Below are 12933 nucleotides of genomic sequence, written 5' to 3'. Positions count from 1 at the left end.
CTTACAAATACCCAGCTATCCGATGATTTTGCCCAGCGATCGGGCGGTGAAGTCGATCATGGGGACGAGCCGCGCGTAATTCAACCGCGTCGGCCCGATCACCCCCAGAACACCGACGACCTTGCCCTGCCCGTCGCGGTAAGGCGCAGCAATCACGGATGAGCCCGACAACGCAAATAGCCGGTTCTCGCTGCCGATAAAAATGCGCGCGGACTGTGCATCGCGAGCCCGGTCCAGCAATTCGGCGACCGACTGCTTGTTTTCGAGATCGTCGAGCAGTTGCCGCACCCGGTCGAGATCGCCCAGCGCTTCCTCGTCCAGCAATTTCGCCTGCCCCCTTACGATCAAGATCGGGCGCTGCGCAGCGTCCTCGCTCCACACCGCAAGGCCGCGGCTGACAAGGTCGCGGCTCGCCGTATCGAGGGCCGACTTGCCCGATGCGATCTCATTATTGATCGCCTGCGCCGCCTCGTTCAGCGTCCTTCCGGCAAGCCGTGCGGTGATGTAGTTGGCGGCCTGTTCCAGCGCGGACGAGGTCACACCGCCCGGCAGCGCCAGAACGCGGTTCTCGATCCCGCCGTCCTCTCCCACCAATACCGCAAGCACCCTGCCCGGACCGAGCGGCATTAGGCTCATCTGCGCGACCCGCGCCTCGCGCGCTGGAACCATGACCATGCCCGCCGCGCCCGAAAGGTCGGAAAGGACCGCGCTCGTCTTTTCCAGAGCCTCCTCGATCGGACCACCGCCGCTCATCTGGCGCTCGATCATCGCGCGTTCGCTGGCGGTCGGTTCGGACACCTGCATCATCCCGTCGACGAACAGCCTGAGCCCGCTCTCGGTCGGAAGGCGCCCGGCACTTGTATGCGGGGCGGCCAGAAGACCCTGCCGTTCGAGGTCGGCCAGCACCGAGCGGATCGAGGCGGGCGACAGGTTCAGCGCGCCTTCGCCGGCCAGCGATTTCGATCCGACAGGCTGGCCGCTCGCAAGATAGCCTTCGACAACGCGGCGGAAGATCTCGCGCGCTCGTTCGGACAGATCGGTGAGGGGCGGACCGGTCATGCCGTTATCATTTAGACGATGGCCTTGCTCCGGCAAGGGTGTAGCGCCTATCGCGGCGCCGGACACGCCGGTCGGGAGTAGCGACTCACATCGGCGAACGATTGCTGCGACAAGGAAAATATCATGCGACCATCGGGCCGTGCGCCGGACGAAATGCGCGCCATCAGTATCGAGACGGGATATACGAGACACGCGGAGGGATCGTGCCTCGTCAGCTTCGGCGAGACCAAGGTGCTGTGCACGGCCAGCATCGAGGAACGCCTGCCGCCATGGCTGCGCGGGAAAAACGAAGGCTGGGTCACCGGCGAGTATTCCATGCTTCCCCGCGCGACGCATACCCGCGGAATGCGCGAAGCTGCAAAAGGCAAGCAGAGCGGGCGTACGCAGGAGATCCAGCGACTGATCGGGCGGTCCTTGCGCGCCGTGACCGACCTCAAAAAACTGGGCGAGCGCCAGATTACGCTCGATTGCGATGTCATCCAAGCGGACGGCGGAACGCGGACCGCTTCCATCAGCGGAGCATGGGTCGCGCTGCGGCTTGCGGTAGACGGTTTGATGAAGTCCGGGGCACTCAAGGAAGACCCGCTCACCGGCAAGGTGGCGGCGATTTCCTGCGGAATCTACCAGGGCACGCCCGTGCTCGATCTCGACTACCCCGAAGACAGCGCCGCCGATGCCGACGCGAACTTCGTCCTGCTCGAAGGCGGGCACATCGCCGAAGTGCAAGCCACGGCCGAGGGCGCGACCTATGACGAGGAAGGCCTGCTGCGTCTTCTCCGCCTGGCCCGGATCGGCTGCGACCGTATCTTTGCCGCACAGGAAAAGGCGGTTCGCGGATGAACGGCAATGTACGGCGCCTCGGTTCCGGCAGCCTCGTGATTGCCACGCATAATGCCGGCAAGCTGAAGGAAATTTCGGCGCTACTCGCACCATACGGGATGAAGTGCCTGTCAGCAGGTTCGCTCGGCCTCGCCGAACCGGAAGAGACGGGCCGCACCTTCGTCGCTAACGCGCTCATCAAGGCGCGCGCCGCGGCAGAAGCATCGGGCATCGTATCGCTCGCCGACGACAGCGGCCTGTCGGTAGCTGCACTGGAGGGACGACCCGGCGTCTACACCGCCGACTGGGCGGAGCGGCAGTGGTTCGAAGGCGAAGCCGGACGCGACTGGTACATGGCTATGGGCAAGGTCGAAGGGCTGCTGGCCGAACACGGGGCCGACGTCGACCGCAGCGCGGCATTTCACTGCGTCCTTGCGCTCGCATGGCCGGACGGGGAGCACGCGATCTACGAAGGCATTGCGCCCGGCTCGCTGACCTGGCCGCCGCGCGGAAACTTCGGGTTCGGCTACGATCCCGTGTTCGTTCCGGAAGGGCGCACCGAGACCTTTGCCGAGATCGCTCCGGACGAGAAGCATCTGATCAGCCACCGGGCGGATGCATTCGCAAAACTGGTCGCGGAGCAATTCGGCGACTAGCGCCCGGGGCCGGCGTGCTGGCCCCCGCGCGGCAAAAGCTGTAGAGAACCTCCATGCCCCGCGCGCTCTACATTCACTGGCCGTTCTGCCTCGCGAAATGCCCGTATTGCGACTTTAACAGCCATGTTCGTGCAGGCATCGACCACGCACTGTGGCAGGAGGCCTTGCTCACCGACTTGCGCCACGAGGCACAGGCTACCGGCGAAGAGGCGCTAGACAGCATTTTCTTCGGCGGGGGCACGCCCAGCTTGATGCCGCCTGCGCTGGTCGCAGCGTTGCTCGCAGAGGCGGAGAAGTTGTGGGGTTTCGCCCCCGGCATCGAGATCACGCTCGAAGCCAATCCGACCTCGGTCGAAGCCGCTAATTTTGAACAGCTGGCAAGCGCGGGGGTCAACCGTGTCTCGCTCGGTATTCAGTCGCTTGATGCCGACGTGCTAAAGTTTCTGGGACGGCAGCATTCAGCAGGCGAAGGCCTCGAAGCGCTGGCTACGGCGCAGCGCCATTTCGAGCGCGTCAGCTTCGACCTGATCTATGCCCGCCCGGGACAAAGTCTTGCAGCATGGACGGACGAACTCGGCCGTGCGCTCAGCTTCGGGACCGAGCACCTCTCGCTCTACCAGCTTACGATCGAGCCGGGAACGCGCTTCGCCACCGACCTGCGGCGGGGGCGCCTTACCGAACTTGGCGAAGACGAGGCGGCGGACCTGTTCGCGCTCACGCAGGAGATGACCGCCGCTGCCGGTCTGGCCGCCTACGAGATCAGCAATCACGCCCGGCCCGGCGCGGAATCCCGCCATAACCTGACGTATTGGCGTTACCGCGACTACGCAGGCATCGGACCCGGCGCGCATGGCCGCCGCGGGGGCTCCGCGACCGTCAGGCACAAGAAGCCCGAAAACTGGCTTCGCAGCATCGCGGAACACGGCCACGGCATTTCCGAGACCCGCCGCCTAGGGATGCGCGAACAGGCGATGGAGTCGCTACTCATGGGTCTGCGGCTGGCGGAGGGCGTTGATCTGGCTGCACTTTCCGAGCGATTCTCGCTTCCCATCGACGCGATGATCGATGCGGACAGACTGGGGGTCTACGAGCACCTGGGCCTGGTCGAGAGGCACCGAGACCGCATCAAGGCCACAAGCGCTGCGATGCCGTTGCTTGACGGCTTGCTGGCGGAGCTCGTGTCCGGCGAATTGGTCGAGGCGTGAGCGATCTGTCATGCCAGGCGGAATTGCTTGCGGCATGGCACGAGCATCTTGCCGTATCCCGCCGCCGCTCGCCGCATACCGTGCGCGCCTACCGGACAGCAGCGCAGCGGCTACTGCAAGGCCTACAGCTGAGCCATTGGAGAGACGTTGCAGAGCTTACCTCTGCTCGCCTGCGGCATCACCTCGCCCAGCGCCGTGCCGAGGGGATCGGCAATGCCAGCGCAGCGCGTGAACTCTCCGCCATCAAGGCTTTCGTCAGTTTCGCGAAGGCGCAGGTGGGCGATAGCGATACCGCGCCGCCTCGGATGCGCGGACCGCGGATCAAGAAGGGCCTGCCCCGCCCAGTTACGCCCGACGATGCTGCGGGTCTTGCCGACGAGGTCGCCTCTCTGGCGCGCGAGGACTGGATCGGAGCGCGCGACCGGGCGGTAGTCCTGCTCATGTATGGTGCCGGGCTGCGCATTGCCGAAGCGCTCTCGCTCACTGCCGGGGACGTGCCGCTGGGACCGGTGCTACGCATCACCGGCAAGGGCGGGAAGGAGCGCGCCGTTCCGATCCTGCCGGTCGTTCGCGAGGCTGTCGCCGCCTATCATAAGGCAAACCCGTGGCCGCTGGAGGCGAGCGACCTGCTTTTCCGCGGAGCCAAGGGCGGAGCGCTATCCCAGGGTATGGTTCAGAAAGCCGTCGCGCAGGCTCGGCGCGTGATGGGCCTGCCTTCGACCGCTACGCCGCACGCGCTGCGCCACAGCTTCGCTACGCATCTTCTCGGCGCAGGTGCGGATTTGCGATCGATCCAGGAACTGCTCGGCCATGCGAGCCTTGGTTCGACCCAGATTTATACGAAAGTCGATGCCGCAAGCCTGCTCGATGCGTATCGCTCGACGCATCCGAGGGAGCGCGGCGACTAGCGCTTGCTCCGCGGCGTCCACACTGCCAGCCGCCACAGGTAAGCGACGACCGACAAAACGATCGTGCCGATGATCACGCCGGTCACGATGTTGTCGCTGCCTTCGAAAGTCCGGGTCAGCCACTGCGTTCCGGCAATCAGGATCGCGTTCCAGATTGCCGCGCCGATAGCGGTGAAGATGCAAAATTTGATTGCATTCATGTGTGCCAGCCCTGCCGGGAGCGAGATCATCGTCCGCATCACCGGCGTAGATCGCAGAACCAGTACGACCCAATGCCCGTGCTTGCGGAAGAAGGCGCCGGCGGCTTCGACATCCTCCCATTCCATCGTCAGCCAACGCCCGAACCGGTCGATGAGGGGCCGCAGGCGCTCGTAGCCGTATCTATGCCCCGCCCAGTACCACAGGTAATTCCCGGCGAGCGTCCCGAGAGTACCCGAAGACAGAACCATCCAGTAGTCGAGCCGCCCCCGTTCGATCGCGAGAGCGCTGGCGCCCATCACCGCTTCGGACGGCATCGGCGGAAAGATGTTCTCAAGCATCATCAGAACCGCGATCCCGACATAACCGAGCCGGCTGATTATCTCGACGATCAGGTCATCCATGGTCCATCAACCGGCGGGAACGCGTTCCGCTCCGAATTTTATGCAGGCGTGTCCGATACCATGGCATCGTGCCGTCGTTCGATCGCATCCCAGATGGCAGCGGCGCTGTCGCTACCGTTGAACTTGTCGATTGCGACGATGCCTGTTGGCGAGGTCACGTTGATCTCGGTCAGCCATTCGCCGCCGATCACGTCGATCCCGACGAAGACGAGGCCGCGGCGCTTCAGTTCCGGGCCCATCGCTTCGCAGATTTCCCGCTCGCGGTCGGTGAGCGTAGCCGCTTCGGCATAGCCGCCCTGCGCAAGATTGGAGCGAAACTCGCCCTTTGCAGGCTTCCGGTTAATCGCGCCGGCAAACTCGCCGTCGATCAGGACGATGCGCTTGTCCCCCTCGCTTACTTCGGGAAGAAATTTCTGTACCATGTGCGGCTCGGGCCAGGTCTTGTCGAAGACTTCGAACAGGGCGGAGAGGTTCATGCCGTCCGCTCCGATCCGGAAGATCGCCTTGCCGCCGTTGCCGTGGAGCGGTTTTACGACGATGTCGCCGTGCTTCTGCTGAAAGGCGCGGACGTCCTCCAGATTGCGCGCGATCAGAGTGGGCGGCATGAAGCGCGCGAAATCGAGGACGAACATCTTCTCGGGCGCATTCACGACTTCGCGCGGATCGTTGATGACCAAGGTCCGGCCCTTCAATCGGTCGAGCAGGAAGGCGGCGCTGATATATCCGAGGTGAAACGGCGGGTCCTGCCGCATGAGGATGACGTCGATGTCTTCGGCGAGGTCGATGCGGCGCAGTTCGCCCGCCTCGAAGTGATCACCCTCGACGCGCTTCACGCTTACCGGAGATGCGTGCGCGGTAATCCGCCCCTCCCCGCCGCCGCCCGATTCCCATGACAGGCTCTTGGCATCGTATTTGAAGACCTCGTGCCCACGCTCCTGCGCGGCGAGCATCAGCGCGAAGCTCGAATCTCCTGCAATCTTGATGGTTTCGAGCGGGTCCATCTGGACGGCGACGCGAAGGCTCATGCTGGGTTCTTCCTATGGCTGCCAGGCGTTGGGGATGTGGCGCGGGTCGAGCCCCGGCGCAAGGAGCAGGACGTCGATCCGGATGTCGTCATTCGGCTCCGCATACTCATGCGCGACGGCTTCCACTGCTGCGGCCACCCGCGCGAGCCGGCGTTCGTCGATGGCGAGGTTCAGCGCATCGGCGCTCCGCCGCCATTTGACTTCGGCGAATACCGTAATGCCCGGACGCTGCACGATCAGATCGATTTCGCCGAGCTTGGTCTTTACGCGGCTGGCGACGATGTTCCAGCCGCGCGCTGCGTACCAGTCGGCAGCCAGCTCCTCGGCCTCGCGGCCGCGCATTTCGGCGCGTTGCCTCTTCACTGGCGTTGCAGTTCGAGCGCGCGGGCATACAGCGCCTTGCGGTCTTCGCCGGTCGCCTTCGCCACCTGCGCCGCAGCTTGGGAAGGTTTGAGCGTCTCCAGCGCATCGGTGAGCAACGCATCGACATCGCCCGCATCGGCGTGCTTCGCTACCGGAGGGCCTACCAGCAGCACGATTTCCCCCTTCGGCGGCTTTTCCTCGTAATGAAGCTTGAGCTCGCGGGCGGACCCGCGGCGGCATTCCTCGTGCAGCTTGGTAAGTTCGCGCGCCACTGCGACCGGGCGCTCGGGCCAGAGTTCGCTAAGCGCCTCCAGCGTTTTCGTGAGGCGCGGCGCGGTCTCGTAAAAGATGACGGTCGCACGCACGTTACAGAGTTCCGCAAGCAGGTCAGTGCGCGCTTTCGCTTTTGACGGCATGAAGCCGGCGAACAGGAAGCGATCGTTCGGCAAGCCCGATAGGGTCAGGCCCGCGATTGCAGCGCATGGTCCGGGCAGGCTCGTAACCTCGACACCCGCAGCGTAAGCGGCTTCCACCAGGCGGTGACCGGGGTCGGAGACTATCGGTGTCCCCGCATCACTCAACAAGGCAACTGCCTGCCCCGCCGCGGCCGAAACGATCCGTGTCCGTGCTTCCTCGCCCGTATGGTCGTCGTAACGCCACAGCGGTTTCGCGATGCCGAGATGCTTCAAGAGCTTTCCGGTAACGCGCGTATCCTCGCACGCGACCGCGTCGCAGCGCTTCAGCACATCGATAGAGCGCACTGTTATATCACCGAGATTGCCAATCGGCGTTGCTACGATATAGAGACCGGGCTTCAAGTTCGGCGTTGTGGAGGCGTCGCTTTGCACTCCATGTCCATGAACATGAGTACGCCGCGTGACAAGTGCGGGCAGCTTTGCCTTTTGCCCGCGCGGGATATCGAAGGAACACACGAGATCATGAACCGCTTCCGCTTCAGCCGCCGCCATTTCGTGCTCGCAGGCGCCACCGCCGCGCTCGCCGGTTGCCAGGTCGTCCCCAATACCTCGGCGCCTGCACCGCGCGCACCCGTTCCCGAAGAGACGCCAAGCGCGGAGCCGCAGCTTCCGACCGACGAAACGCGTCACCGTGTCGCGCTGCTGGTCCCGCAGAGCGGTGCGAACGCCAGTGTCGGCCAGTCGATCGCCAATGCGACGACGATGGCGTTGCTCGATACCAATGCCGACAATCTCAGGATTACGACCTACGATACGGCGGGGGGCGCGCAGGAGGCTGCCCGGCGCGCGATCGCGGACGGCAACAAGCTGATCCTCGGCCCGCTGCTGCGCGACAATGTCGGCGCGGTGGCCGCGATTGCCCAGTCCGCCGACGTGCCCGTCATCTCGTTCTCGAACGACACGAGCGTCGCGGGCGGCAACGTGTTCCTGATGGGGCACATCCCCGAACAGTCGATCCAGCGTTCCGTACAGTACGCGAGCAACCAAGGCGCGACCCGCTTCTCCGCGATTATTCCGAACGGCGATTACGGCGACCGTGCGGAAGCCGCCTTCCAGCAAAGCGTGCGCAGCGTGGGCGGGGATGTCGCCTCGCTCGAAAACTATGCGCGCAGCAACACTTCCATCGTCAGCGCCGCGCAGCGGGTCCAGGCGCGCGGCGATTTCGACGCTGTGCTGATTGCCGACAGCCCGGCGCTGGCCGCGCGGGCGGCGCGCGAGATTTCCGGCCGCGGTCTGCCTTCGCAGATCATCGGAACCGAGCTGTGGAGCGGCGAAAGCGCGGTAACGCGGGAAAACGCCTTCGACGGGGCGATCTTCTCGGCCGTTTCCGACCAGATGTACGAGCAGTTCCGTTCCAGCTACGAACAGCGCTTCGGCAGCAATCCGTCCAACGTCGCGCGGCTCGGCTACGATGCGGTCCTGCTTACCCTGCGGATCAGCAACGACTGGCGGGTCGGGCGTGACTTCCCGGTGAGAGCACTGCGCGATAGCGACGGCTTCCTCGGCCTCGACGGTGCGTTCCGCTTCGGCAGCGACGGCGTGGCGCAGCGGGCGATGGAAGTGCGCAAGGTCCAAAACGGGCGCGTGGTCGTCGTTTCCCCCGCGCCGAAGCGCTTCGCCGATTAAGGCGCGTGCCGATCATAAGCGGATAAGTACGAGGGTCTCGCTTGTGCCCGCGGCGAAGCGGGCCGTATAGCGAAACGACAATGTCAGACGATCTCTTCGAAAACGCGCCGACCGGCAGCGGCGATTACGACGCTTCCTCGATCGAGGTTCTCGAAGGGCTGGAGCCGGTGCGCCGCCGGCCCGGCATGTATATCGGCGGAACCGACGACCGCGCCCTGCACCATCTTGCCGCCGAAGTGCTCGACAACGCCATGGACGAAGCGGTGGCTGGGCACGCCAGCCGGATCGAGATGACGCTGGAGGAAGGACCGGAGGGAACCGCCGGACGCCTGATCGTCACCGACAACGGGCGCGGCATTCCGACTGGCGAACATCCCAAGTTTCCGGGCAGGTCCACGCTCGAAGTCATCATGTCGACGCTGCATTCGGGCGGCAAGTTCTCCGGGAAGGCCTACGCCACCAGCGGCGGCCTCCACGGCGTCGGCGTCAGCGTCGTCAACGCGTTGTCGCAGCACACCCGCGTCGAGGTCGCCCGCGACAAGCAGCTTTACGCGCAGGAATTCGCGCGAGGCGAAACGCTGGGCAAGCTCGAAGAACTCGGCCCAACCCCCAACCGTCGCGGCACCAGCGTCGCCTTTGTGCCCGATCCCGAAATTTTCGGCGACCGGAAGTTCAAGGCGAAGCGGCTGTTCAAACTGGCACGCTCGAAGGCTTACCTGTTCGCCGGCGTGGAAATCCGCTGGAAATGCGACGAGGCACTCGCTGGCGACGATGTTCCGGCAGAAGCGACCTTCAAGTTCCCCGGCGGCCTAGCCGATCACCTTGCCGAGCAGGTCGGAAGCCGCGAATGCGTCACCGCACAGCCCTTCACCGGCAGTCAGGACTTTCCGGAAGACGACGCGGGGACCAATCAAGGGCGCGTCGAATGGGCAATCGCCTGGCCGCTCTTCTCGGACGGGTCGACCAGCTGGTACTGCAACACCGTGCCGACCCCCGATGGCGGTACGCATGAGCAGGGCCTGCGCGCCGCACTCACCAAGGGGCTTCGCGCATTTGGCGAGCTTACCGGCGCGAAGAAGGCGAAGGACATCTCCGCCGACGACGTGATGAACGGCGCGGAAGTCATGCTTTCGGTCTTCATCCGCGATCCGCAGTTCCAGTCACAAACCAAGGACCGGCTTACTTCGCCCGAGGCAGCGCGCCTCGTCGAGAATGCGGTGCGCGACCACTTCGACCATTTCCTGACCGACCACATGGACCGCGGCAAGGCGCTGCTCGGCCAGGTCATGGAGCGGATGGACGAGCGGCTTCGGCGCAAGCAGGAGCGTGAGATCAAGCGCAAGAGCGCGACCAATGCGAAGAAGCTGCGCCTCCCCGGCAAGCTCACCGATTGCAGCGGCGAAGGAAACGGCGAGACCGAACTCTTCATCGTCGAAGGCGACAGCGCCGGCGGCAGCGCAAAACAGGCGCGCAATCGCAAAACGCAGGCGATCCTGCCGATCCGCGGCAAGATCCTCAATGTCGCAAGCGCGACGGCGGACAAGATCCGCGCCAACAGCGAGATCGCCGACCTCACGCTCGCGCTCGGCTGCGGGACACGCAAGGACTGCGATGCAGAGAACCTGCGCTACGACCGCATCATCATCATGACCGACGCTGATGTCGACGGGGCGCATATCGCAACGTTGCTGATGACGTTCTTCTTCCAGGAAATGCCCGATCTCGTTCGGAGCGGTCATCTCTACCTCGCGCAGCCGCCGCTCTACCGCCTCACTGCCGGTAAAGAGAGCCGCTACGCCCGTGACGAGGAACATCGCCGCGAACTCGAAGCGACCGTGTTCAAGGGCAAAAAGGTCGACGTCGGTCGCTTCAAGGGTCTAGGCGAGATGAACCCGGGGCAGCTGCGCGAAACCACCATGGACCCGGAAACCCGCTCGCTCATCCGGATCACGCTGCCGACCGAGTTCGAGGACCGCGCCGTGGTCAAGGAACTGGTCGATCAGCTTATGGGCCGCAATCCGGAGCATCGGTTCAATTTCATCCAGAACCGCGCTGGCGAGCTCGACCGCGAAATGATCGATGCCTGACGCGCCTTCCGGCCGCGAGGAAACCGAAGACGACGTCATGGCGGGCGACCGCCGCATCGCGCGGACCGATACCGCCCTGCCCGACTGGTACGCCTCCGACGCTGCCTATCGTCCCATCCCGATCGCGTGGTTCGCTGGCGCGCTCGTGCTCCAGGCGGTGGTTCAGCCCGCGCTCGCGATCGGAGCGACCGCGCTCGGCTTCTCGCGCTGGTTCGCAATTGGCCTCTGTCTGCTTGCGAGCGGCTTCATCTGGCACTGGACATCGCAGCGCGGAATGGCGGGCGCGGCGCTCGGCTGGCGCATCGCGACGGCCCTGGTGCTGACGTTGTTCTTCGGGATCTCAATACTCGGTCTTCTGTCCTAGCCCGCTACGGCCTCCCGAACCGTATAGCGCCCGGCCCAGGTGGCGATCAGGCGCGCGGCAAAGCGGGCATCCTCTTCCTCGAGCAGCAGGTGGTCGGCGCCCGACAGGCTGACGAAGCTCTTCGGATGCTTCGCGGCATTGAACAGCGCGCTCGCATTCTCCACGCCCACGATCTCGTCGGTCGGCGAATGCAGGAACATGAGCGGCACGCGCAGCTTGCCGACCTCGGCGAGCAGGTCCGCAGCCTCGACCCGCTCAAGGAACGTCCGGCTTAGTTCGAACGGCCGACCGCCGATGGAGACCCTTCCCTGCCCGGTCTCGCGCACGCCCCCAAGGTCCCCTTTGATCCGCTCGAGCACATGCGGAACGTCGGACGGCGCGGCAATCGTCGCAATCGCAGCGATGCGGTCCATGCCGATGTCGTCCGCGGCAGCGAGCACTGCCGCTCCTCCGAGACTGTGCCCGACCAGAACCAGCTTCCGGCCGAAACGAGCAAACAGGTAAGATGCGGCCGCCGCCAAATCCTCGACATCGCTGGCAAAGCCCGCGGTCGCAAATTCGCCTTCGCTTTCGCCCAGCCCGGTGAAATCAAAGCGCAGGGTCGCCAGCCCCTCTTCGGCGAGCGAACGCGATACCGCGACGGCCGCCTTGCTCTGCTTGGTGCAGGTGAAGCAATGCGCGAACAGGGCGATCCCGTGCGGCGGACCTTCCGGCATTTCCAATACGCCTTCGAGCATGTGCCCGGAAGCGGCGGGGAAGGAGACTTTCTCGTATGGCATGACGGTTTCCTGTTCTTCAGCCTCTTCGCGCGCTCAAAGCGGGGTCTTGCCCTTTGCCAGCGCCGTGCCTACCCCGGAGGCCAAGTTGCAAGACAAAACTGAAGGAATACGCATGACGCAGCGTTTCGAGGGCACGCAGAACTACATTGCTACCGACGACCTCAAGGTAGCGGTCGACGCGGCCGTCACCCTGCGCCGTCCGCTGCTTGTGAAGGGCGAGCCGGGTACGGGCAAGACGGTGCTGGCGCACGAAATCGCAAAGGCGATCAATGCGCCGCTGATCGAGTGGAACGTCAAATCGACCACCAAGGCGCAGCAGGGACTTTACGAATACGATGCCGTCGCCCGGCTTCGCGACGGTCAGCTCGGCGACGAGCGGGTCCACGACATTTCGAACTACATCAAGAAGGGCAAGCTGTGGGAAGCGTTCACTTCGCCCGAACTGCCGGTCCTGCTGATCGACGAGATCGACAAGGCGGACATCGAGTTTCCGAACGATCTGCTGCAGGAACTCGACCGGATGAGCTTCGACGTTTACGAAACGCACGAGCGGATCGAGGCGAAGGAACGCCCGATCGTCGTCATTACGTCGAACAACGAAAAGGAACTGCCTGACGCGTTCCTGCGCCGGTGTTTCTTCCACTACATCAAGTTTCCCGACCGCCAGACGATGCAGGACATCATCGACGTACATTATCCGGGCATTCAGAAGGCGCTCGTGAAGAAGGCGATGGACGTCTTCTACGAACTGCGCGAGGTTCCGGGGCTGAAGAAGAAGCCCTCCACCAGCGAACTTCTGGACTGGCTGAAGCTGCTGCTCAACGAGGATATGCCGCTCGAAGTGCTGCAGGACCGCGATCCGACCAAGGCGATCCCCCCGCTGCACGGTGCGCTGCTCAAGAACGAGCAGGACGTGATGATGTTCGAGCGCCTCGCCTTCATGGCGCGCCGCCAAAGCTGAGCG

The 12933-nt window shown here is 64.4% G+C and carries 14 protein-coding genes; 8 read left to right on the top strand and 6 right to left on the bottom strand.

Annotated elements, in window-relative coordinates; all coding sequences use genetic code 11:
* Window positions 1–15: 15 nt before the first annotated feature.
* Window positions 16–1059 carry a heat-inducible transcriptional repressor HrcA gene (gene hrcA / locus HUV48_RS02045; RefSeq protein ID WP_176266096.1) on the bottom strand — a complete coding sequence of 348 codons (1044 nt, stop codon included), beginning with the start codon at window positions 1057–1059 and terminating at the stop codon, window positions 16–18.
* 123 nt (window positions 1060–1182) lie between these two features.
* On the opposite strand from hrcA, the gene rph reads away from it, so the two are divergent.
* Genes rph through HUV48_RS02025 form a run of 4 tightly spaced genes read left to right on the top strand, consistent with a single transcriptional unit; the run spans window position 1183 to window position 4647 of the window.
* Window positions 1183–1899, top strand: coding sequence for a ribonuclease PH (gene rph / locus HUV48_RS02040; protein WP_176266095.1), 717 nt, complete (start codon window positions 1183–1185; stop codon window positions 1897–1899).
* On the top strand, window positions 1896–2534 hold the full coding sequence (rdgB, locus tag HUV48_RS02035) for an RdgB/HAM1 family non-canonical purine NTP pyrophosphatase (protein ID WP_176266094.1): 639 nt from the start codon (window positions 1896–1898) through the stop codon (window positions 2532–2534). The genes rph and rdgB overlap by 4 nt, the downstream gene beginning before the upstream one ends.
* A 53-nt stretch (window positions 2535–2587) precedes the next feature.
* Window positions 2588–3739 carry a radical SAM family heme chaperone HemW gene (hemW, locus tag HUV48_RS02030; protein WP_176266093.1) on the top strand — a complete coding sequence of 384 codons (1152 nt, stop codon included), beginning with the start codon at window positions 2588–2590 and terminating at the stop codon, window positions 3737–3739.
* 5 nt (window positions 3740–3744) lie between these two features.
* Window positions 3745–4647 carry a tyrosine recombinase XerC gene (locus HUV48_RS02025; RefSeq protein ID WP_176266670.1) on the top strand — a complete coding sequence of 301 codons (903 nt, stop codon included), beginning with the start codon at window positions 3745–3747 and terminating at the stop codon, window positions 4645–4647.
* On the opposite strand, the gene HUV48_RS02020 is transcribed toward HUV48_RS02025, so the two are convergent.
* From HUV48_RS02020 to rsmI, 4 genes are read right to left on the bottom strand one after another with little or no spacing between them, the layout of a single operon-like run.
* Window positions 4644–5249 carry a DedA family protein gene (locus tag HUV48_RS02020; protein ID WP_176266092.1) on the bottom strand — a complete coding sequence of 202 codons (606 nt, stop codon included), beginning with the start codon at window positions 5247–5249 and terminating at the stop codon, window positions 4644–4646. The two genes, HUV48_RS02025 and HUV48_RS02020, sit on opposite strands and share 4 nt — an antisense overlap.
* A gap of 38 nt (window positions 5250–5287) precedes the next feature.
* A complete protein-coding gene (gene gshB / locus HUV48_RS02015; RefSeq protein WP_176266091.1) occupies window positions 5288–6274 on the bottom strand; it encodes a glutathione synthase in 987 nt (328 codons plus the stop codon).
* Window positions 6275–6286: 12 nt separating this feature from the next.
* Window positions 6287–6637 carry a YraN family protein gene (locus HUV48_RS02010; protein ID WP_318656033.1) on the bottom strand — a complete coding sequence of 117 codons (351 nt, stop codon included), beginning with the start codon at window positions 6635–6637 and terminating at the stop codon, window positions 6287–6289.
* Complete coding sequence (gene rsmI, locus HUV48_RS02005; RefSeq protein ID WP_318656032.1) at window positions 6634–7485, bottom strand: 16S rRNA (cytidine(1402)-2'-O)-methyltransferase; 852 nt, start codon at window positions 7483–7485, stop codon at window positions 6634–6636. Before rsmI ends, HUV48_RS02010 begins: the two co-directional genes overlap by 4 nt.
* Window positions 7486–7575: 90 nt before the next feature.
* Between rsmI and HUV48_RS02000 the strand changes: the two genes are divergently transcribed.
* The 3 genes from HUV48_RS02000 (at window position 7576) to HUV48_RS01990 (ending at window position 11190) form a co-directional block, all read left to right on the top strand.
* Window positions 7576–8739 (top strand): penicillin-binding protein activator, encoded by a 1164-nt coding sequence (locus HUV48_RS02000; RefSeq protein WP_176266089.1) that lies wholly within the window; start codon window positions 7576–7578, stop codon window positions 8737–8739.
* A gap of 80 nt (window positions 8740–8819) precedes the next feature.
* Window positions 8820–10826, top strand: a complete 2007-nt coding sequence (parE, locus tag HUV48_RS01995; RefSeq protein WP_176266088.1) for a DNA topoisomerase IV subunit B — start codon at window positions 8820–8822, stop codon at window positions 10824–10826.
* Window positions 10819–11190 (top strand): hypothetical protein, encoded by a 372-nt coding sequence (locus tag HUV48_RS01990; protein WP_176266087.1) that lies wholly within the window; start codon window positions 10819–10821, stop codon window positions 11188–11190. Before parE ends, HUV48_RS01990 begins: the two co-directional genes overlap by 8 nt.
* Here HUV48_RS01990 and HUV48_RS01985 read toward each other — a convergent pair.
* On the bottom strand, window positions 11187–11969 hold the full coding sequence (locus HUV48_RS01985; protein ID WP_176266086.1) for an alpha/beta hydrolase family protein: 783 nt from the start codon (window positions 11967–11969) through the stop codon (window positions 11187–11189). The two genes, HUV48_RS01990 and HUV48_RS01985, sit on opposite strands and share 4 nt — an antisense overlap.
* A gap of 112 nt (window positions 11970–12081) precedes the next feature.
* Between HUV48_RS01985 and HUV48_RS01980 the strand changes: the two genes are divergently transcribed.
* Complete coding sequence (locus tag HUV48_RS01980) at window positions 12082–12930, top strand: AAA family ATPase (protein ID WP_176266085.1); 849 nt, start codon at window positions 12082–12084, stop codon at window positions 12928–12930.
* The last annotated feature ends 3 nt before the right edge of the window (window positions 12931–12933 follow it).

Origin of the sequence: Qipengyuania atrilutea (genome assembly GCF_013370205.1) — a bacterium.
In the GTDB taxonomy this organism is placed as follows: Bacteria; Pseudomonadota; Alphaproteobacteria; order Sphingomonadales; family Sphingomonadaceae; genus Actirhodobacter; species Actirhodobacter atriluteus.
The sequence above is the reverse complement of the archived record's forward strand: the minus strand, read 5'-3'. Positions and strand labels throughout refer to the sequence as shown.